Genomic DNA, 16,750 nt, shown 5'->3' on the forward strand with positions numbered 1-16,750 from the left:
CGGCACCGCTCCCGCCGTGGGCAGGCCCGTAGAATCGGCCACACCATGGCTTACCTCGACCACGCCGCGACGACCCCGATGCTCCCGGAGGCGGCGGAGGCGCTGACCGCCCAGCTGAGCATCACCGGCAACGCGTCCTCCCTGCACGCCTCCGGCCGCCGGGCCCGCCGCACGGTCGAGGAGTCCCGTGAAACCCTGGCCGAGGCGCTGGGCGCCCGCCCCAGCGAGGTCGTGCTCACCTCGGGCGGCACCGAGGCCGACAACCTCGCGGTGAAGGGCCTGTACTGGGCCCGCCGCGACGCCGACCCGGCCCGCACCCGCATCCTGGCCAGCCCCGTCGAGCACCACGCCGTCCTCGACGCCGTGCACTGGCTCGGCGAGCACGAGGGCGCCACCGTCGAGTACCTCCCGGTCGACTCCTACGGCCGTGTCCACCCCGAGGCGCTGCGCGAGGCCGTCGCCCGCGACCCCGAAGACGTCGCCCTGGCCACCGTGATGTGGGCCAACAACGAGATCGGCACGATCCTGCCGGTCCGCGAACTGGCCGCCGTGGCAGCCGAGTTCGGCATCCCGCTGCACGCCGACGCGGTGCAGGCGTTCGGCCAGGTCCCCGTCGACTTCGGCGCCTCCGGCCTCGCCGCGATGACCGTGTCGGGGCACAAGATCGGCGGCCCGTACGGCATCGGCGCGCTGATCCTCGGCCGCGAGTACACCCCCGTACCCGTGCTGCACGGCGGCGGCCAGGAACGCCATGTCCGTTCCGGCACCCTCGACGTCCCCGCCGTCGCCTCCTTCGCCGTGGCCGCCCGCCTCGCCGCCGAACAGCGCGGGTGGTTCGACCGCGAGATCGGCGCCCTGCGGGACCGGCTGGTCGACGCCGTGCGCGAGGCCGTCCCGGACGCGATCCTCGGCGGCGACCCGGCCCCCGGGGGCCGCCTCCCCGCCAACGCGCACTTCACCTTCCCCGGCTGCGAGGGCGACTCCCTGCTGCTCCTGCTGGACGCCCAGGGCATCGAGTGCTCCACCGGCTCGGCCTGCACCGCGGGCGTCGCCCAGCCCAGCCACGTCCTGCTCGCCACCGGCACCGACCCGGACCTGGCCCGCGGCACCCTTCGCTTCTCCCTCGGCCACACCTCCACGGAGGCCGACGTCGAGGCCGTCGCCAAGGCCATCGGACCGGCCGTCGAGCGGGCCCGCGCCGCCGGCCTGACCTGACCCCGCCCGGGCCGCCCGGGCCGCCCGGGCTTGCCCGGACCGCTCAGTGCGCCGAGGGCCCGCGCGCGGCGCCGACCAGCCGCAGGTACCGGTCCCAGTCCCAGAACCGCCCCGGGTCCGTGTGGTCCGTCCCCGGCACCTCCACGTGCCCGACGATGTGCTCCCGGTCGGCCGGTATGCCGTAGCGCGCGCATATCGCCGCCGTCAGCCGGGCCGAGGAGGCGTACATCGCGTCCGTGAAGGAGGAGGCGTCCTCCACGAACCCCTCGTGCTCGATGCCGACACTGCGCTCGTTGTACGCCCGGTTCCCCGCGTGGAACGCCACGTCCAGTTCGCGGACGAGCTGGGTGACCCGCCCGTCCCGGCGCACGACGTAGTGCGCCGTGGCCCGGTGCGCCGGGTCCTGGAAGACCTTCACCGCCGACGCGTAGCCGCCCTGGGTGACATGGACGACCACCCGGTCGATCCGGTAGTCGTCCGGCCGGTCCGCCCGCCGGTAGTTCGCCGCCGAGGCCGGCACCCAGCGCGCGCCGCGGAAGTCGACCGCTCCCGCCACCCGGGGCTTCTCCACGCCGGGCAGCCGCCACCACAGCCGGGACAGCTCGTCGCGGGCCAGCACGGCACTGCCCACGGCGGCCGCGGCCCCGCCGATCAGCAGGGCCCGCCGCCCCAGCCGGCGGTCCCCGTCCTTCGCCGCCACGTCCTTCGTCGCCCCCATGTGATCGTCAACGGATATCCGGCGGACCCGGTTCCCACGCCCCCGTACCCTGGAGGGGCTATGACTGACATCCCGCAGCGCACCCGTCCCCTCCGCGTCCTCGCCGCCATGTCGGGCGGCGTCGACTCCGCCGTCGCCGCCGCGCGCGCCGCGGAAGCCGGTCACGACGTCACCGGCGTCCATCTCGCGCTCTCCGCGAACCCCCAGTCCTTCCGCACGGGCGCGCGGGGCTGCTGCACCATCGAGGACTCGCGGGACGCCCGGCGCGCCGCCGACGTCATCGGTATCCCGTTCTACGTCTGGGACCTCGCCGACCGCTTCCGCGAGGACGTCGTCGAGGACTTCGTCGCCGAGTACGAGGCCGGCCGCACCCCCAACCCGTGCCTGCGCTGCAACGAGAAGATCAAGTTCGCCGCGCTCCTCGACAAGGCGCTGGCCCTCGGCTTCGACGCCGTGTGCACCGGTCACTACGCGCAGGTGATCCTCAAGGAGGACGGCTCCCGCGAGCTGCACCGCGCCTCCGACATGGCCAAGGACCAGTCGTACGTGCTCGGCGTGCTGGACGAGCGGCAGCTCGCCCACGCGATGTTCCCGCTCGGCGACACCGTCACCACGAAGGACGAGATCCGCGCGGAGGCCGAGCGCAGGGGCCTCGCCGTCGCAAGGAAGCCCGACTCGCACGACATCTGCTTCATCGCCGACGGCGACACGCAGGGCTTCCTCGCCCAGCGGCTCGGCAAGGCGGAGGGCGACATCGTGGACGAGTCCGGTACCAAGCTGGGCACGCACGAGGGTGCCTACGGCTTCACCATCGGCCAGCGCAAGGGCCTGCGGATCGGCACCCCGGCCGCCGACGGCAAGCCCCGCTACGTCCTCGACATCTCCCCGGTGGACAACACGGTGACGGTGGGACCGGCCGCCGCCCTGGACGTGACCGCGCTGACCGCGGTCAAGCCCCGCTGGTGCGGCACCGCGCCGACCGCCCCCGCCACCTACACCGCCCAGCTCCGCGCCCACGGCGGCGAGACCGAGGTCACCGCGGCACCGGTCGACGGCGAGCTGCGGGTGACCTTCACCGAGCCGGTGCGCGGCGTCGCCCCGGGCCAGGCGATCGTGCTCTACGACGGCACGCGCGTGGTCGGCTCGGCGACGATCGCCTCGACGACCCGGGCGGCCGCGGCGGCCGTCTGAGGTCTGCCGCCGGGCGGCGGGCCCGGGCACTCACCCCGCGAAGAACTCCGCCAGCGCGGGCCCCAGGACGTCCGGCTCCACCATGTGGGTCTGCCCGTCCAGGACGCGGTACGTCCCCCGGGGCACCGCTTCGGCGACCGCCCGGCCCGCCTCGCGCATCCACTCCGGGCTCGCCCCGCCCACCACGGACAGGACGGGCACGGAGACGGCCGCGAGCCGCTGCCGGGGCAGCAGTCCGTCGCCCATCACCGCGTCGTCGTACGCAAGGCTCGGTGCCACGGCCTCCAGGCCGGGCCACATCGGGGACTGCCGGGCGCCCCGGATCATCTCCTCGCCGAGGCCCGTCAGCCGCAGGAACAGCTCGACGGCGTCCCCGCGCCGGCCCTCCGCGAGCGCCTTGCCCAGGCTCTCCTTGTACACGGCCTCGCGCTCGGCGCCGTCCTCCAGCAGGTCGGCGAACGGCGTCTCGTACACGGCCACCTGACGGACCGGCAGCCCGCTCGCCGCCGCCTCCAGCACCAACGCGCCGCCCGAGGAGACACCGAACAGCGCCGCCTCGCCGCCCACCGCCTCCATCAGTGCCGCCAGGTCCTCCACCTCGCGCTCCACCGCGTACGGCGCCGTGTCCCCGCTCGCGCCGCGGCCGCGGCGGTCGTAGACGACGGCCGTGCAGTGGTCGGCGAGCCGGAGCGCCAGGGGCGCGAGGGTGCCGCCGGTGGACATCGCGCCGCTCGCCAGGATCACCGTCGGCCCCTGGCCGGTCACTCGGTACGCGAGGGAGGTGCCGTCGCGGGAAGTCGTCTTCTTGTCCATGCCGTTGCAGACTGCCGTACGCCGCGGAATTCAGCGGTCACGACACGTCGACCTCGTAGAAGCAGAGGTGGTCCTTGATCTCCGCGACCTCCGGCTTCGGATCGGGATAGGCCCAGGCGAGGTCGGGCGCGCCGGGCAGCGACCAGTAGGAGGCGGTGCCCTTGAAGGGGCAGACGGTGTGCGTGTCCGACGGGGTGAGCAGTTCCAGGCGGACGTCCTCGGCGGGCAGGTAGTACCGCGCCGGACAGCCCGTCTCGCGCAGCACGAGGGGGCGGTCGGTCTCCGCGAGCACCTGGCCGTCGCGCACCACGCGCACGTGCCGCTCGCTCTTCTCGATGGTGATCGTGTGTCCTTGAGCCATACAGGGACAGCGCCCGTGGGCCCCGACTTCTTCCCACGTACGGTGGTGGACATGAACATCTGCGTCTTCCTGTCCGCCGCCGACCTCGACGAGCGCTACACCCGCCCCGCGCGCGAGTTCGGTGAACTGCTCGGCAAGGCCGGTCACACCCTCGTCTGGGGCGGCTCCGACACCGGTCTGATGAAGGTCGTCGCCGACGGTGCGCACGCGGCGGGCGGCAGGCTGCTGGGCGTCTCGGTGGAGTTCCTGGCGAACAAGGCGCGGCCCGGGGCGGACGAGATGATCATCGCCGCCGACCTCGCCGAACGGAAGAAGCTGCTGCTGGAGAAGGCCGACGCCGTGGTGATCATGGTGGGCGGCACCGGGACGCTGGACGAGGCCACCGAGATCCTGGAGCTGAAGAAGCACGGCCGGACCGAGAAACCGGTGGTGCTGCTGAACACGGCCGGCTTCTACGACGGCCTCGCCGAGCAGTTCCGGCGCATGGAGGAGGAGGGCTTCCTGCCCCGGCCGCTGGCGGAGCTGGTCTTCGTCGCCGAGGAGCCGGCGGGCGCGCTGGCCCACCTGGAGGAGCGGCTCGCCGCCCGGTGATGCGAGCATGGCGGGCATGGCTACTCATGTGATCACCGGGGCCGGTTCCGGCATCGGCGCGGCCGTCGCCCGCCGGCTGCACGCGCGCGGGGACGAACTCGTCCTCCACGCGCGCGACGCGGGACGGGCGAAGGAGCTTGCCGCCGAGTTCCCCGGCGCGCGCACCCTGGTCGGCGACCTCGCCGACCCGGACAAGCTGTCCTGGGCCTTCTCGCACCAGACACTGCCGGACCGGGTGGACTCGCTCCTGCACATCGCCGGTGTCGTGGACCTCGGCGAGGTCGGCGAACTGACCCCGAAGGCCTGGCACCACCAGCTCAACGTCAACCTGGTCGCGCCCGCCGAGCTGACCCGGCACTTCCTGCCCCAGCTGCGCACCACGCGCGGCCATGTGATCTTCGTCAACTCCGGGTCCGGGCTGAACGCCCACGCCGGCTGGTCCGCCTACGCCGCCTCCAAGCACGGCCTGAAGGCGCTGGCCGACTCCCTGCGGGAGGAGGAGCACGGCAACGGCGTCCGCGTCACCTCCGTCTACCCCGGCCGCACCGCCAGCCCCATGCAGGCCAAGGTGCACCAGCAGGAGGGCAAGGAGTACGACCCGGGCCGGTGGATCGACCCCGAGTCGGTGGCGACGACCCTCCTGATGGCCCTGGACCTGCCCGAGGACGCGGAGGTCAACGACCTGACGGTGCGGCCAGGGCGCTGACCGCGGGGCACCCGGGGGCCGAAGTCTACGTAGGCTTCACCCCGTGGACGAGAACATTCGCTTCGGCCCCGCGACGGGCGTCGGTTCGCTGCCCGGCGGGGACGCCCGGGAAGCCGCCAAGACCGTCACCGGCAGCTTCGAGGACTTCCCCTTCCTGGCCGAACTGCCCGCCCGGGGGCCCGGCGCCGACATGATCGGCCGGACCGCCGGGATGCTGGTCGAGCTGTACGCGCGCGTGGAGCCCAGCGGCTGGCGGCTCGGTGACCGGCCGGGCCGGGACACCAAGCGGGCCCGGTCCTGGCTGGGGGAGGACCTCGACGCCCTGGAGGAGTTCACCCAGGGGTACGAGGGCGACCTCAAGGTGCAGGCGGTCGGGCCGTGGACCCTGGCCGCCGCCCTGGAGCTGCGCAACGGGGAGGCCGCCCTGTCGGACCCCGGCGCCTGCCGCGACCTGGCCGGCTCGCTCGGCGAGGGCCTGCGCCTTCACCTCGACGAGGTGCGCCGCCGGGTGCCGGGCGCCCGGCTCGTGCTCCAGCTCGACGAGCCGTCGCTCACCGCCGTGCTGCGCGGGCAGGTGCGCACCGCCAGCGGCTACCGCACCCACCGGGCCGTGGACCGGCAGGTGGTCGAGGCCACCCTCCGCGACGTCGTCGGGGCGCACGCGGGCGGACCCGTCGTGGTGCACTCCTGCGCGCCCGGGGTGCCGTTCGCCCTGTTGCGCCGGGCGGGCGCCGCCGCCGTCTCCTTCGACTTCTCACTCCTCACCGAACGTGACGACGACGCCATCGGTGAGGCGGTGGAGGCCGGCACCCGGTTGTTCCCCGGTGTCGTGCCGGGCACCGACGGCCCATTGTCGGACCCTGCCGGTAGCGTCATGGGTGTCAGGACGCTGTGGCGCAGGCTGGGGCTGCGTCCGGGGCTGCTCGCGGAGGCGGTCACGGTGACCCCGGCGTGCGGGCTCGCGGGCGCTTCCCCCGCCTACGCCCGCCAGGCGCTCGCCCACTGCGTCCGGGCGGCGAGATCCCTCGCGGACAACCCAGAGTAACGGGAGGACGACACGGTGGCCGGCGACAAGCAAGCCCGGACGACGGCGGTGCCCGCCGAGGCCCGCGAGAAGCACATGCGGCTCGCGGAGCAGGTCGAGGAGCACCGCTTCCGGTACTACGTGAAGGACGCTCCCGTCGTCAGCGACGCGGAGTTCGACGAGCTCCTGAAGACGCTGGAGGCGCTGGAGACGGAGTACCCGGAGCTGCGCACCCCGGACTCGCCCACCCAGAAGGTCGCCGGGTCGTACGCGACGGAGTTCACCGCCGTCGAGCACCGCCAGCGGATGCTCTCCCTGGACAACACCTTCAACGACGACGACCTGGCCGCCTGGGCCGACCGCATCGCGCGGGAACTGGGCGCGCAGGAGTACCACTTCCTGTGCGAGCTGAAGGTCGACGGCCTCGCGGTCAACCTCACCTACGAGCACGGCCGCCTCACCCGCGCGGCCACCCGCGGCGACGGCCGCACCGGCGAGGACATCACCCCGAACGTCCGCACGATCGCGGAGATCCCGGACCGTCTCAAGGGCGACGACGTCCCGGACCTGGTGGAGATCCGCGGCGAGGTCTACTTCCCGATGGAGAAGTTCCTCGAGCTGAACGAACGCCTGGTCGCCGCCGGTGACAAGCCCTTCGCCAACCCCCGCAACGCGGCGGCCGGTTCACTGCGCCAGAAGGACCCGCGGGTCACGGCCACCCGCCCGCTGCACATGGTCGTCCACGGCATCGGCGCCCTGGAGGGCTTCTCGGGCATGACCCGCCTCTCCCAGGCGTACGACCTGCTGAAGACCTGGGGGCTGCCGACCTCCCCGCACAACCGCGTGGTCGGCGACCTCGACGGCGTCCGCGCGTTCATCGCCCACTACGGCGAGAACCGCCACTCCGTGGCGCACGAGATCGACGGCGCCGTCATCAAGCTCGACGAGATCCGCCTCCAGGGCCGCCTCGGCTCCACCGCGCGCGCCCCGCGCTGGGCGATCGCCTACAAGTACGCGCCGGAGGAGGTCAACACCAAGCTCATCGACATCAAGGTGGGGGTCGGCCGCACCGGCCGGGTCACGCCGTACGCCCAGGTCGAGCCGGTCACCGTCGCGGGCAGCGAGGTCGAGTTCGCCACCCTGCACAACCAGGAGGTCGTCAAGGCCAAGGGAGTGCTCATCGGCGACACCGTCGTGCTGCGCAAGGCCGGTGACGTCATCCCGGAGATCCTCGGCCCCGTGGCCGACCTGCGGGACGGCAGCGAGCGGGAGTTCGTGATGCCGGGCGAGTGCCCCGAGTGCGGCACGGCGCTGCGGCCCATGAAGGAGGGCGACATCGACCTGCGCTGCCCCAACGCCCGTGCCTGCCCGGCCCAGTTGCGGGGACGCCTGTCCTACCTCGCGGGCCGCGAATGCCTGGACATCGAGCACTTCGGCGACGTGGCCGCGGCCGCGCTCACCCAGCCGCTGGAGCCGGCCGACCCGCCACTGGTCGACGAGGGCGACCTGTTCGACCTGACGGTGGAGAAGCTGCTGCCCATCAAGGCCTACGTCCTGGATCCGGACAGCGGGCTGCCCAAGCGCGACCCGAAGACGGGCGAGGAGAAGGTCGTCACGGTCTTCGCCAACCAGAAGGGCGAGCCGAAGAAGAACACCCTCGCCCTCCTGGAGAACATCGAGGCGGCCAAGTCCCGCCCGCTCGCCCGCTTCCTGAACGGGCTCTCCATCCGGCACGTCGGCCCGGTCGCCGCGCAGGCCCTCGCCCGCGAGTTCCGCTCGCTCGACCGCATCGAACAGGCCACCGAGGTGGAGCTGGCCGGTACGGACGGCGTCGGACCCATCATCGCCGCCGCTCTCAAGGAGTGGTTCGCCGAGGAGTGGCACCGCGAGATCGTCCGCAAGTGGAAGGCCGCCGGAGTGCCGCTGGAGGACCAGGCCGCGGGCGAGGACGAGGGGCCGCGTCCGCTGGAGGGACTCACCGTCGTCGTCACCGGCACCCTGGAGAACTTCACCCGGGACGGCGCCAAGGACGCGCTGCAGAGCCGCGGAGCGAAGGTGACCGGATCGGTGTCCAAGAAGACCTCGTTCGTGGTGGTCGGTGACAACCCCGGGTCGAAGTACGACAAGGCGATGCAGCTCAAGGTCCCGGTCCTGAACGAGGACGGTTTCGCCGTCCTGTTGGAGCGGGGACCCGAGGCCGCGGCCGAAGTCGCGCTTCCTTCCGCGGAGTAGCGGTTGAAGGCCACCCGTTCGGTGCATATCAGTTGCATACGGGTGGCCCGGGCGCATTCGGGCAACCGTCGACGACCGCTGCCCGAGGGAGCCTTCAGCGTCCTACTGTTGAGGTGTGCGCCTGCCGTGCCCAGCTGCGGCTGGGGCATCTCCCTGCCCGCGAAGGGCACGGGAGGAGGTTTCTTCGACGCGGAGCCGCTGATGGTTGTCGGGCATCGGGCCGCGTGGCGTGGGCACCGCCGGCTGTGAGAGGGACGGGAATGGAACCGACCGAGAGCGCCGCTCCGGACTCATGGCTGCGCCTGCGCCGCCGTGCGGTCGCGTGGCGGGAGAGCCGGTGGACCGGACGGGGCGCAGAGCGCACGGACGTCCGGCCGCGCCCGGCCGGACCCGGTACCCCCGCCGAGACGCACACCGCGATCCCCCTGGCCGTGGAACCCGTCCCGGCGCTGCCCGGCGGCGACGCCGAACGGCACCTGCCCTGGCCGCCGTTGCCCGCCGCCGTGGTGGCCGCCGCCGGCTGCGTCCTGAGCGCCGGCTTCGCCCGCGCGTTCACCCAGCACCACGCCCTCTTCCCGTGCGACACGCTCGGCTGGTCGCTGGCCGTGCTCACCGGCATCATCGTCGGCCACCTCGTGATGCTCGGCCGCGCCCGCTGGTGGGGCGGCACCGGCTCCGGCGCCGCCCTCACCCTCGCCGTCCTGCTGCTGTACGGCTGGGTGCCCGCCGGGATGGTCAGCCTGACCGTCGTCGTCCTGGTGGGCATAGCCAGGCGGCACCGCTGGCGGCAGGGCGTGCTGCACGGTGCCGTGGACATCCTCGGGATCGGCGCAGGCGCCCTGGTGCTCGGCTCCTTCGGACGGGTGCCGAGCGTCGAGGAGCCCTGGCGGCCCGAGAGCTGGGGCATCACCACCGTGCCCGAGGTGGTGCTCGTCGCGGCCGCCTACCTCGCGGTCAGCCGCGGCCTGCTCTGGTACCTGCACGCGCCGCGCGGTGGCCCACTGCCCACCGTCGCCCGCACCGCCCTGGTCAGACAGGGCCTGGTCGCCGTCGCCCTGCTCGGCATCGCGCCCCTGGTGTGCGTGGTCGCCGACGCCCAGCCGATCCTGCTCCCGCTGTTCGCGATCCCGCTCATCGCCCTCGACTCCACGCTGTGGATGGCCCGCGCCCGCGCCGAGGAGCAGTTGCGCGACCCGCTGACCGGACTGCCCAACCGGCAGTGGCTGCTGGAGCGGATCTGGACCGCGCTGGACGACGCCGAGCGGATCGGCGCCCGCGCGGCCCTCATGCTGATCGACCTCGACCGTTTCCGGTCGGTGAACGACACCCTCGGTCATCTCGCCGGTGACCGGCTGCTGCTCCAGATCGCCGACCGGCTGCGGGTCGCCCTGCCGCGCGGCGCGGAGGCGGCCCGGCTCGGCGGTGACGAGTTCGCCGTGTTACTGCCGGTCGCCGACTCCACCACCTCGGCCACCCGGGTCGCCCGCGGCCTCGTCGCCGCCCTCAGCTCCCCGCTCGACCTCGACGGCCTCACCCTCGTCCTGGAGGCCAGCGCGGGCGTCGCCGTCTTCCCCGACCACGCGCTGGACGCGGAGGGGCTGCTGCGGCGGGCCGACGTGGCGATGTACCAGGCGAAGCGCGACCGCACGGGCGTCGAGGTCTACGAGTCGAAGCGGGACTCCAACACCCCGGACCGCCTCGGCCTGCTGGGTGACCTGCGCCGGGCGCTGGACAAGCACGAGGTGCAGGTGCACTACCAGCCCAAGGTCCGCTTCGACGGGCAGGTCGTGGGTCTCGAGGCGCTGGTGCGCTGGGTGCACCCCGAACGCGGGAAGGTTCCGCCGGACGAGTTCATCGCCATCGCCGAGTCCTCGGGGCTGATGCCCCACCTGACGGAGTACGTGCTGGAGACCGCCCTCGCGCAGGTCGCCCGGTGGCGGGCGCAGGGGCTCAGGGTCCCGGTGGCCGTGAACGTCTCCCCGCGCGACGTCCACACGCCCGGCTTCGCCGGCTCCGTCGCGGCCCGTCTGGCCCGGCACGGTGTCCCGGCGGGAGCGCTCCAGCTGGAGATCACCGAGCACGTCCTCCTGGAGGACCCGCAGCGGGCCGCCGACACCCTCGCCGGGCTCACCGGGCACGGCGTGAAGATGTCGCTCGACGACTTCGGCACCGGCTACTCCTCACTGGTGCATCTGCGCCGGCTGCCGGTCAGCGAGCTGAAGATCGACCGGTCCTTCGTGGCCCGGCTCGCGGTGGACAACGAGGACGCGGAGATCGTGCGCTGCACGGTCGACCTGGCGCACTCCCTCGGCCTGCTGGTCGTCGCCGAAGGAGTGGAGGACGACGAGACCTGGGAGCGGCTGCGCGACCTCGGCTGCGACGCGGTGCAGGGCTGGCTGGTCGCCGCCGCGATGCCGCCGGACGAGACGACGGCATGGCTGCGCGCCCGCGGCTCCCGGGGCTGGCAACGCCCCCGCGCGGCCCTGCCGGCGGCGGAGTAGCCCTTCCGCCGCCGCGCCCGGTCAGTCACGCGCGAAGTGGTCGATCAGCAGGCCCAGCCTCCTGGCGTGTGCCTCCCCCGGGAGCCTGCCGCTTCTCGTGAGCGTCGCCAGGCCGTGCAGGCCCGCCCAGAACGTCTCCGTCAACAGGACCGGCTCCTCGCCCTCGGCGGCGACCGGCTCCACCACGCCCAGCAGCTCCCCGAACGCCTCCCGTAGCGGTGACGGTGTCTCCTCCGTCGCGAACGGCAGGTCCACCAGGTGGGTGAACATCGCGTCATAGAGGGCGGGGCGGCGCCGGGCGAAGGACGTGTACGTCTCCGCCACCGCCGCCAGTGACTCCCGTACCCCGCCTGCCGCCGCGCGCGCCGCCCGCAGCTCGGCGGCCAGGTCCGCGCAGCCCCGCACGGCGACCGCCGCCATGATCGCGGTCTTGCCCCTGAAATGGCTGTAGAGCACCGGCTGGCTGTACTCGATCCCGGCGGCCAGCCGGCGGGTGGTCACCGCGTCCCAGCCCTCCGCCTCGGCCAGCCGCAGTGCCGCCGTCACGATCAGCCGCTCGCGTTCCGCTCGTTCGCGCTCCCGGCGCCTCTGGATCGACATGACCGTGATTCTAGCGACGCTAGTCATTCTGTCGCCGCTCTGCTAGCGTCGCTCTCACATATAGCGCCGCTAGCAAGGAGTGGGAAATGACCGTCACCGCGTACACCCTGGCCGTCGTGCTCGACCTGTTCTGCCTGTTCCTCGGCTACCGGTTCCTGTTCCAGCCCGGCCCGGCGGCCGCCGGCTACGGCGTCCCGGCCGACCCGGGCGGCGACGCCGGCGCCTACCTCACCGTCAAGGGCTCACGGGACGGCGCCCTCGGTGTCGTGGGGCTCCTGGTGCTCGCCTTCGCCGGTGCGCACGCCGAGGCGTGGTTCATGGTCGCTGTGGCCCTCGTCCCGCTGGCCGACACGCTGATAGTGCTGCGCAACGGCGGTGCCAAGGCCGTAGCCTTCGGGATCCACTTCGCCACCGCGGTCGTGGTCCTGATCAGTGCCGCGCTGCTCTTCCTCGTCTGATCACCGCGGCACCCGTCGGACCACGTCGGCAACCGTCCGGCCACGTTCTTGCACGTCAGCACACGTCCGTACACATCCGCACCAGCACCGGGGGCAGAAGCAGATGTCGCTGTTCGTTCCGAAGTTCGACGAGACCGTGATCGTCCGTGAGGCAGAGGCCGAGGTCGTCGGCCGCGCGCCCGCCACCGTGCGCCTGCTGGCCGACAGCAGCCGGACCGGCGGAGCCCTGTCCACCCAGCGCGTCACCCTCACGGCGGGCGCCGACGGCGCCAAGCCGCACTGGCACGACAACTCCGCGGAGATGTTCTTCCTGCTCGACGGCGCCGCCGAGATCCTCTCCGGCGACGACGTGGTCACCGCCGGCCCCGGCGACCTGGTCGTCGTCCCGCCCGGCAGGCCGCACGCCTTCGCCGCCGTGCCCGGAGCCGACGCCGACCTGCTCATCGTCCTCACCCCGGGCGTCGAGCGCTTCGAGTACTTCCGCCACCTCCGCCGCGTCGCCCTCGGGGAGGTCACCCCGGAGAGCCTCCTGGAGGTCCAGGAGCTGTACGACAACCACTTCCTGCGCAGCGCCGCCTGGGACGCACGACGCGGCTGAGCGGCGCCACGGGGCAGGGACGGGCAAACCGTTTAACAGGCACCCGGCCCCGCCCCATAGGATTGGGCCCAAACCGCTAACTCTCACCCCAGAGGATCGCTGCATGCCTGGCATCACGCGCGAGGAGGTCGCCCACCTCGCCCGGCTGGCGCGTCTGGAGCTGAAGCCCGAAGAACTCGACCACTTCGCGGGACAGCTCGACGACATCATCGGCGCGGTCGCCCGCGTCAGCGAGGTCGCCGACCAAGACGTACCGCCGACCTCGCACCCGCTCCCGCTGACGAACGTCATGCGGCCGGACGAGGTCCGTCCCTCGCTCACCCCCGAGCAGGCGCTCTCCGGCGCCCCGGCCCAGGAGCAGCAGCGTTTCAAGGTGCCGCAGATCCTGGGGGAGGAGTGACCACCATGACGGACAGCAACATCATCAAGCTCACGGCCGCGCAGATCGCCGAGAGGATCGCCAAGGGCGAGCTCACGGCGGTCGAGGTCACCGAGGCCCACCTCGCCCGCATCGAGGCCGTGGACGAGAAGGTCCACGCCTTCCTGCACGTCGACCGCGAGGGCGCCCTCGCCCAGGCGCGCGCCGTGGACGAGAAGCGGGCCCGCGGCGAGAAGCTCGGCCCGCTGGCCGGCGTCCCGCTCGCGCTCAAGGACATCTTCACCACCGAGGGCGTGCCGACCACCGTCGGCTCCAAGATCCTCGAGGGCTGGATCCCGCCGTACGACGCGACGCTCACCAAGCGGCTGAAGGCCGCCGACGTGATCATCCTCGGCAAGACCAACATGGACGAGTTCGCCATGGGGTCCTCCACCGAGAACAGCGCCTACGGCCCGACCGGCAACCCCTGGGACCTGACCAAGATCCCCGGCGGCTCCGGTGGCGGTTCCTCCGCCGCGCTCGCCTCCTACCAGGCCCCGCTCGCCATCGGCACCGACACCGGCGGCTCGATCCGCCAGCCGGCCGCCGTCACCGGCACCGTCGGCGTGAAGCCGACGTACGGCGCGGTCTCCCGCTTCGGCATGGTGGCCTTCTCCTCCTCCCTCGACCAGGGCGGGCCCTGCGCCCGCACGGTCCTGGACGCGGCCCTGCTGCACGAGGTCATCGCCGGGCACGACCCGCTCGACTCCACCTCCATCGACGCCCCCGTGCCGCCGGTGGTCGAGGCCGCGCGCAACGGCAGCGTCGCCGGCATGCGGGTCGGCGTGGTCAAGCAGTTCCGCGGCGAGGGCTACCAGGCCGGCGTCGTCCAGCGCTTCGACGAGTCCGTCGCGCTGCTCAGGGAGCTGGGCGCCGAGATCGTCGAGCTGGACTGCCCGTCCTTCGACCTCGCCCTGTCGGCGTACTACCTGATCGCCCCCTCCGAGTGCTCCTCCAACCTCGCCCGCTTCGACGGCCTGCGCTACGGCCTGCGGGTCGGCGACGACGGCAGCCACTCGGCCGAGGAGGTCACCTCCCTCACCCGTGAGGCGGGCTTCGGCCCGGAGGTCAAGCGGCGCGTCATGCTCGGCACCTACGCCCTGTCGAGCGGCTACTACGACGCCTACTACGGCTCCGCGCAGAAGGTCCGTACGCTCATCACGCGCGACTTCGAGAAGGCGTTCGAGCAGGTCGACGTGATCGTCTCCCCGACGACCCCGACCACGGCCTTCGCGATCGGCGAGCGCGCGGACGACCCGATGGCCATGTACCTGGCCGACCTGTGCACCATCCCCACCAACCTGGCGGGCAACGCGGCCATGTCGCTGCCGTGCGGCCTCGCCCCGGAGGACAACCTCCCGGTGGGCCTGCAGATCATCGCCCCGGCCCTGAAGGACGACCGCCTGTACAAGGTGGGTGCCGCCGTCGAGGCCGCCTTCGTGGAAAAGTGGGGGCACCCGCTGCTCGAGGAGGCTCCGTCGCTGTGAGTGCACTGAACAAGGCCAAGGGCTTCAAGAAGTCGAAGTCCGGCACGTACCTGTCGATGGCCGGGACCGCGTTCGGCGCGTTCGGTGTGGCCAAGCAGATCAAGAAGGCGCGCGCCGAGCACGACACGCTGCGGCTGATCGACGCCACCGTGTCCGCCGTCGCGATCGTCACCGGCCTCGCCATCCTCTACCGCGAGCTGAAGCGGCTGGGCGACGACGACGTCCTGCTGGGCTGAGAGGGAAGTTTTCACCGTGACCACCACGACCGACCTGGTGTCGTACGAGGACGCGCTGGCGTCGTACGACCCCGTCATGGGCCTCGAGGTCCATGTCGAACTCGGCACCAAGACCAAGATGTTCTGCGGCTGTTCGACGGCGCTCGGTGCCGACCCGAACACCCAGACCTGCCCCGTCTGCCTCGGCCTGCCGGGCGCGCTGCCGGTCGTCAACGCGACCGGGGTGGAGTCCGCGATCAAGATCGGTCTCGCGCTGAACTGCGAGATCGCCGAGTGGTGCCGCTTCGCCCGGAAGAACTACTTCTATCCGGACATGCCGAAGAACTTCCAGACCTCCCAGTACGACGAGCCGATCGCCTTCGACGGCTACCTCGACGTGCAGCTGGAGGACGGCGAGACCTTCCGCGTGCAGATCGAACGCGCCCACATGGAGGAGGACACCGGCAAGTCGACGCACGTCGGCGGCGCCACCGGCCGTATCCACGGCGCGTCCCACTCGCTGCTGGACTACAACCGCGCCGGCATCCCGCTCATCGAGATCGTCACCAAGCCGATCGAGGGCGCGGGCGAGCGCGCTCCCGAGGTCGCCCGCGCCTACGTGCGCGAGCTGCGCGAGCTCATCAGGGCGCTCGGCGTCTCCGAGGCCCGCATGGAGATGGGCCAGATGCGCTGCGACGTGAACCTCTCGCTGCGCCCGAACGGCACCGAGAAGTTCGGTACGCGCTCCGAGACGAAGAACGTCAACTCGCTGCGCTCGGTGGAGCGCGCGGCCCGCTTCGAGATCCAGCGGCACGCGGCCGTGCTGTCCTCGGGCGGCACGATCGTCCAGGAGACCCGCCACTTCCACGAGGACACCGGGTCCACGACCTCGGGCCGCGTGAAGGAGGAGGCCGAGGACTACCGGTACTTCCCGGAGCCCGACCTCGTCCCGGTGGCCCCCTCCCGCGAGTGGGTCGAGGAGATCCGCGCGGCGCTCCCCGAGCTGCCGCTGGCCCGCCGCACCCGGCTGCTCGCCGAGTGGGGCATCTCCGCCACCGACATGCAGTCCATCACCAACGCCGGCGCGCTGGACCTGATCGTCGCGACGATCGACGCCGGTGCCGACGCGGCCTCCGCCCGCAAGTGGTGGATGGGCGAACTGGCGCGCAGCGCCAACGAGTCCGGCAAGGCGCTGGACGAGCTGGCGATCACCCCGGCGCAGGTCGCCCGGGTGACCGAGCTGGTCACCAAGGGCGACCTGAACGACAAGCTGGCCCGCCAGGTCATCGAGGGCGTCCTCGCGGGCGAGGGCACCCCGGACGAGGTCGTCGACAAGCGCGGCCTCAAGGTGGTCTCCGACGACTCGGCGCTCGGCACGGCCGTCGACGAGGCCATCGCCGGCAACCCGGGCATCGCGGACAAGATCCGCGGTGGCAAGGTGGCCGCCGCCGGCGCCCTGGTCGGCGCGGTCATGAAGGCCACCCGCGGCCAGGCCGACGCGGCCCGCGTCAAGGAGCTCATCCTGGAGAAGCTGGGGGTGAGCGAGGGCTGAGTCCCCGCTCCCGTACGGCCCCGGAGGCATGTCCTCCGGGGCCGTACCCGTGTCCGGGCGCGGAGGCGCT

At 72.7% G+C, this 16,750-nt stretch carries 17 protein-coding genes; 13 read left to right on the plus strand and 4 right to left on the minus strand.

Features of this window, described 5'->3' with window-relative positions; translation table 11 throughout:
• Positions 1-45 precede the first annotated feature (45 nt).
• Positions 46-1,215 (plus strand): cysteine desulfurase family protein, encoded by a 1,170-nt coding sequence (locus PV343_RS20385; protein ID WP_319148395.1) that lies wholly within the window; start codon positions 46-48, stop codon positions 1,213-1,215.
• Positions 1,216-1,258: 43 nt separating this feature from the next.
• On the opposite strand, the gene PV343_RS20390 is transcribed toward PV343_RS20385, so the two are convergent.
• On the minus strand, positions 1,259-1,933 hold the full coding sequence (locus PV343_RS20390) for an N-acetylmuramoyl-L-alanine amidase (protein WP_319148396.1): 675 nt from the start codon (positions 1,931-1,933) through the stop codon (positions 1,259-1,261).
• 60 nt (positions 1,934-1,993) lie between these two features.
• Here PV343_RS20390 and mnmA point away from each other — a divergent pair, with 60 nt between their 5' ends.
• Positions 1,994-3,124 carry a tRNA 2-thiouridine(34) synthase MnmA gene (gene mnmA / locus PV343_RS20395; RefSeq protein ID WP_319148397.1) on the plus strand — a complete coding sequence of 377 codons (1,131 nt, stop codon included), beginning with the start codon at positions 1,994-1,996 and terminating at the stop codon, positions 3,122-3,124.
• Between the two features lie 30 nt (positions 3,125-3,154).
• Here mnmA and PV343_RS20400 read toward each other — a convergent pair whose 3' ends face one another.
• Both PV343_RS20400 and PV343_RS20405 read right to left on the minus strand, forming a co-directional pair.
• Complete coding sequence (locus PV343_RS20400) at positions 3,155-3,937, minus strand: alpha/beta fold hydrolase (RefSeq protein ID WP_319148398.1); 783 nt, start codon at positions 3,935-3,937, stop codon at positions 3,155-3,157.
• A 37-nt stretch (positions 3,938-3,974) separates the two neighbouring features.
• Positions 3,975-4,298: a DUF427 domain-containing protein gene (locus PV343_RS20405; RefSeq protein ID WP_319148399.1), complete on the minus strand. Its 324-nt coding sequence runs from the start codon at positions 4,296-4,298 to the stop codon at positions 3,975-3,977.
• Between the two features lie 51 nt (positions 4,299-4,349).
• On the opposite strand from PV343_RS20405, the gene PV343_RS20410 reads away from it, so the two are divergent.
• The 5 genes from PV343_RS20410 (at position 4,350) to PV343_RS20430 (ending at position 11,352) form a co-directional block, all read left to right on the plus strand.
• Entirely contained in the window at positions 4,350-4,889 is a 540-nt protein-coding gene (locus PV343_RS20410) for a TIGR00730 family Rossman fold protein (RefSeq protein ID WP_319148400.1), read from the plus strand.
• 7 nt (positions 4,890-4,896) lie between these two features.
• A complete protein-coding gene (locus PV343_RS20415) occupies positions 4,897-5,595 on the plus strand; it encodes an SDR family oxidoreductase (protein ID WP_319148401.1) in 699 nt (232 codons plus the stop codon).
• 43 nt (positions 5,596-5,638) lie between these two features.
• On the plus strand, positions 5,639-6,640 hold the full coding sequence (locus tag PV343_RS20420; RefSeq protein WP_319148402.1) for a methionine synthase: 1,002 nt from the start codon (positions 5,639-5,641) through the stop codon (positions 6,638-6,640).
• 75 nt (positions 6,641-6,715) lie between these two features.
• Positions 6,716-8,851 (plus strand): NAD-dependent DNA ligase LigA, encoded by a 2,136-nt coding sequence (gene ligA / locus PV343_RS20425; RefSeq protein WP_387953657.1) that lies wholly within the window; start codon positions 6,716-6,718, stop codon positions 8,849-8,851.
• Between the two features lie 260 nt (positions 8,852-9,111).
• Positions 9,112-11,352, plus strand: coding sequence for a putative bifunctional diguanylate cyclase/phosphodiesterase (locus tag PV343_RS20430; RefSeq protein ID WP_319148404.1), 2,241 nt, complete (start codon positions 9,112-9,114; stop codon positions 11,350-11,352).
• A gap of 21 nt (positions 11,353-11,373) precedes the next feature.
• Here PV343_RS20430 and PV343_RS20435 read toward each other — a convergent pair whose 3' ends face one another.
• Positions 11,374-11,952, minus strand: a complete 579-nt coding sequence (locus PV343_RS20435; protein WP_319148405.1) for a TetR/AcrR family transcriptional regulator — start codon at positions 11,950-11,952, stop codon at positions 11,374-11,376.
• An 86-nt stretch (positions 11,953-12,038) separates the two neighbouring features.
• Between PV343_RS20435 and PV343_RS20440 the strand changes: the two genes are divergently transcribed.
• From PV343_RS20440 to gatB, 6 genes are all read left to right on the plus strand, one after another.
• Complete coding sequence (locus PV343_RS20440) at positions 12,039-12,410, plus strand: DUF4267 domain-containing protein (protein WP_319148407.1); 372 nt, start codon at positions 12,039-12,041, stop codon at positions 12,408-12,410.
• Positions 12,411-12,513: 103 nt separating this feature from the next.
• Complete coding sequence (locus tag PV343_RS20445) at positions 12,514-13,008, plus strand: cupin domain-containing protein (protein WP_319148408.1); 495 nt, start codon at positions 12,514-12,516, stop codon at positions 13,006-13,008.
• A gap of 103 nt (positions 13,009-13,111) precedes the next feature.
• Positions 13,112-13,408 (plus strand): Asp-tRNA(Asn)/Glu-tRNA(Gln) amidotransferase subunit GatC, encoded by a 297-nt coding sequence (gene gatC, locus PV343_RS20450; RefSeq protein WP_004925108.1) that lies wholly within the window; start codon positions 13,112-13,114, stop codon positions 13,406-13,408.
• 5 nt (positions 13,409-13,413) lie between these two features.
• A complete protein-coding gene (gatA, locus tag PV343_RS20455) occupies positions 13,414-14,913 on the plus strand; it encodes an Asp-tRNA(Asn)/Glu-tRNA(Gln) amidotransferase subunit GatA (RefSeq protein WP_319148409.1) in 1,500 nt (499 codons plus the stop codon).
• Positions 14,910-15,149 carry a hypothetical protein gene (locus PV343_RS20460; protein WP_020942391.1) on the plus strand — a complete coding sequence of 80 codons (240 nt, stop codon included), beginning with the start codon at positions 14,910-14,912 and terminating at the stop codon, positions 15,147-15,149. The genes gatA and PV343_RS20460 overlap by 4 nt, the downstream gene beginning before the upstream one ends.
• A gap of 16 nt (positions 15,150-15,165) precedes the next feature.
• The gene (gene gatB / locus PV343_RS20465; RefSeq protein WP_319148410.1) at positions 15,166-16,680 is read left to right on the plus strand and encodes an Asp-tRNA(Asn)/Glu-tRNA(Gln) amidotransferase subunit GatB; all 1,515 of its coding nucleotides are present in this window, start codon (positions 15,166-15,168) and stop codon (positions 16,678-16,680) included.
• Positions 16,681-16,750 lie beyond the last annotated feature (70 nt).

The organism is Streptomyces sp. WI03-4A (assembly GCF_033792105.1).
GTDB classification, from domain to species: Bacteria; Actinomycetota; Actinomycetes; order Streptomycetales; family Streptomycetaceae; genus Streptomyces; species Streptomyces collinus_A.

What these genes read in the sequence shown, in the direction of transcription:
- PV343_RS20415 (WP_319148401.1), top strand. Translation starts at nt 4,897, where the DNA reads ATGGCGGGCATGGCTACTCATGTGATCACCGGGGCCGGTTCCGGCATC.
- PV343_RS20390 (WP_319148396.1), bottom strand. Translation starts at nt 1,933, where the DNA reads ATGGGGGCGACGAAGGACGTGGCGGCGAAGGACGGGGACCGCCGGCTG.
- PV343_RS20405 (WP_319148399.1), bottom strand. Translation starts at nt 4,298, where the DNA reads ATGGCTCAAGGACACACGATCACCATCGAGAAGAGCGAGCGGCACGTG.
- PV343_RS20430 (WP_319148404.1), top strand. Translation starts at nt 9,112, where the DNA reads ATGGAACCGACCGAGAGCGCCGCTCCGGACTCATGGCTGCGCCTGCGC.
- PV343_RS20445 (WP_319148408.1), top strand. Translation starts at nt 12,514, where the DNA reads ATGTCGCTGTTCGTTCCGAAGTTCGACGAGACCGTGATCGTCCGTGAG.
- gatA (WP_319148409.1), top strand. Translation starts at nt 13,414, where the DNA reads ATGACGGACAGCAACATCATCAAGCTCACGGCCGCGCAGATCGCCGAG.
- gatC (WP_004925108.1), top strand. Translation starts at nt 13,112, where the DNA reads ATGCCTGGCATCACGCGCGAGGAGGTCGCCCACCTCGCCCGGCTGGCG.
- PV343_RS20385 (WP_319148395.1), top strand. Translation starts at nt 46, where the DNA reads ATGGCTTACCTCGACCACGCCGCGACGACCCCGATGCTCCCGGAGGCG.
- PV343_RS20440 (WP_319148407.1), top strand. Translation starts at nt 12,039, where the DNA reads ATGACCGTCACCGCGTACACCCTGGCCGTCGTGCTCGACCTGTTCTGC.
- PV343_RS20400 (WP_319148398.1), bottom strand. Translation starts at nt 3,937, where the DNA reads ATGGACAAGAAGACGACTTCCCGCGACGGCACCTCCCTCGCGTACCGA.
- PV343_RS20410 (WP_319148400.1), top strand. Translation starts at nt 4,350, where the DNA reads ATGAACATCTGCGTCTTCCTGTCCGCCGCCGACCTCGACGAGCGCTAC.
- ligA (WP_387953657.1), top strand. Translation starts at nt 6,716, where the DNA reads ATGCGGCTCGCGGAGCAGGTCGAGGAGCACCGCTTCCGGTACTACGTG.
- mnmA (WP_319148397.1), top strand. Translation starts at nt 1,994, where the DNA reads ATGACTGACATCCCGCAGCGCACCCGTCCCCTCCGCGTCCTCGCCGCC.
- PV343_RS20435 (WP_319148405.1), bottom strand. Translation starts at nt 11,952, where the DNA reads ATGTCGATCCAGAGGCGCCGGGAGCGCGAACGAGCGGAACGCGAGCGG.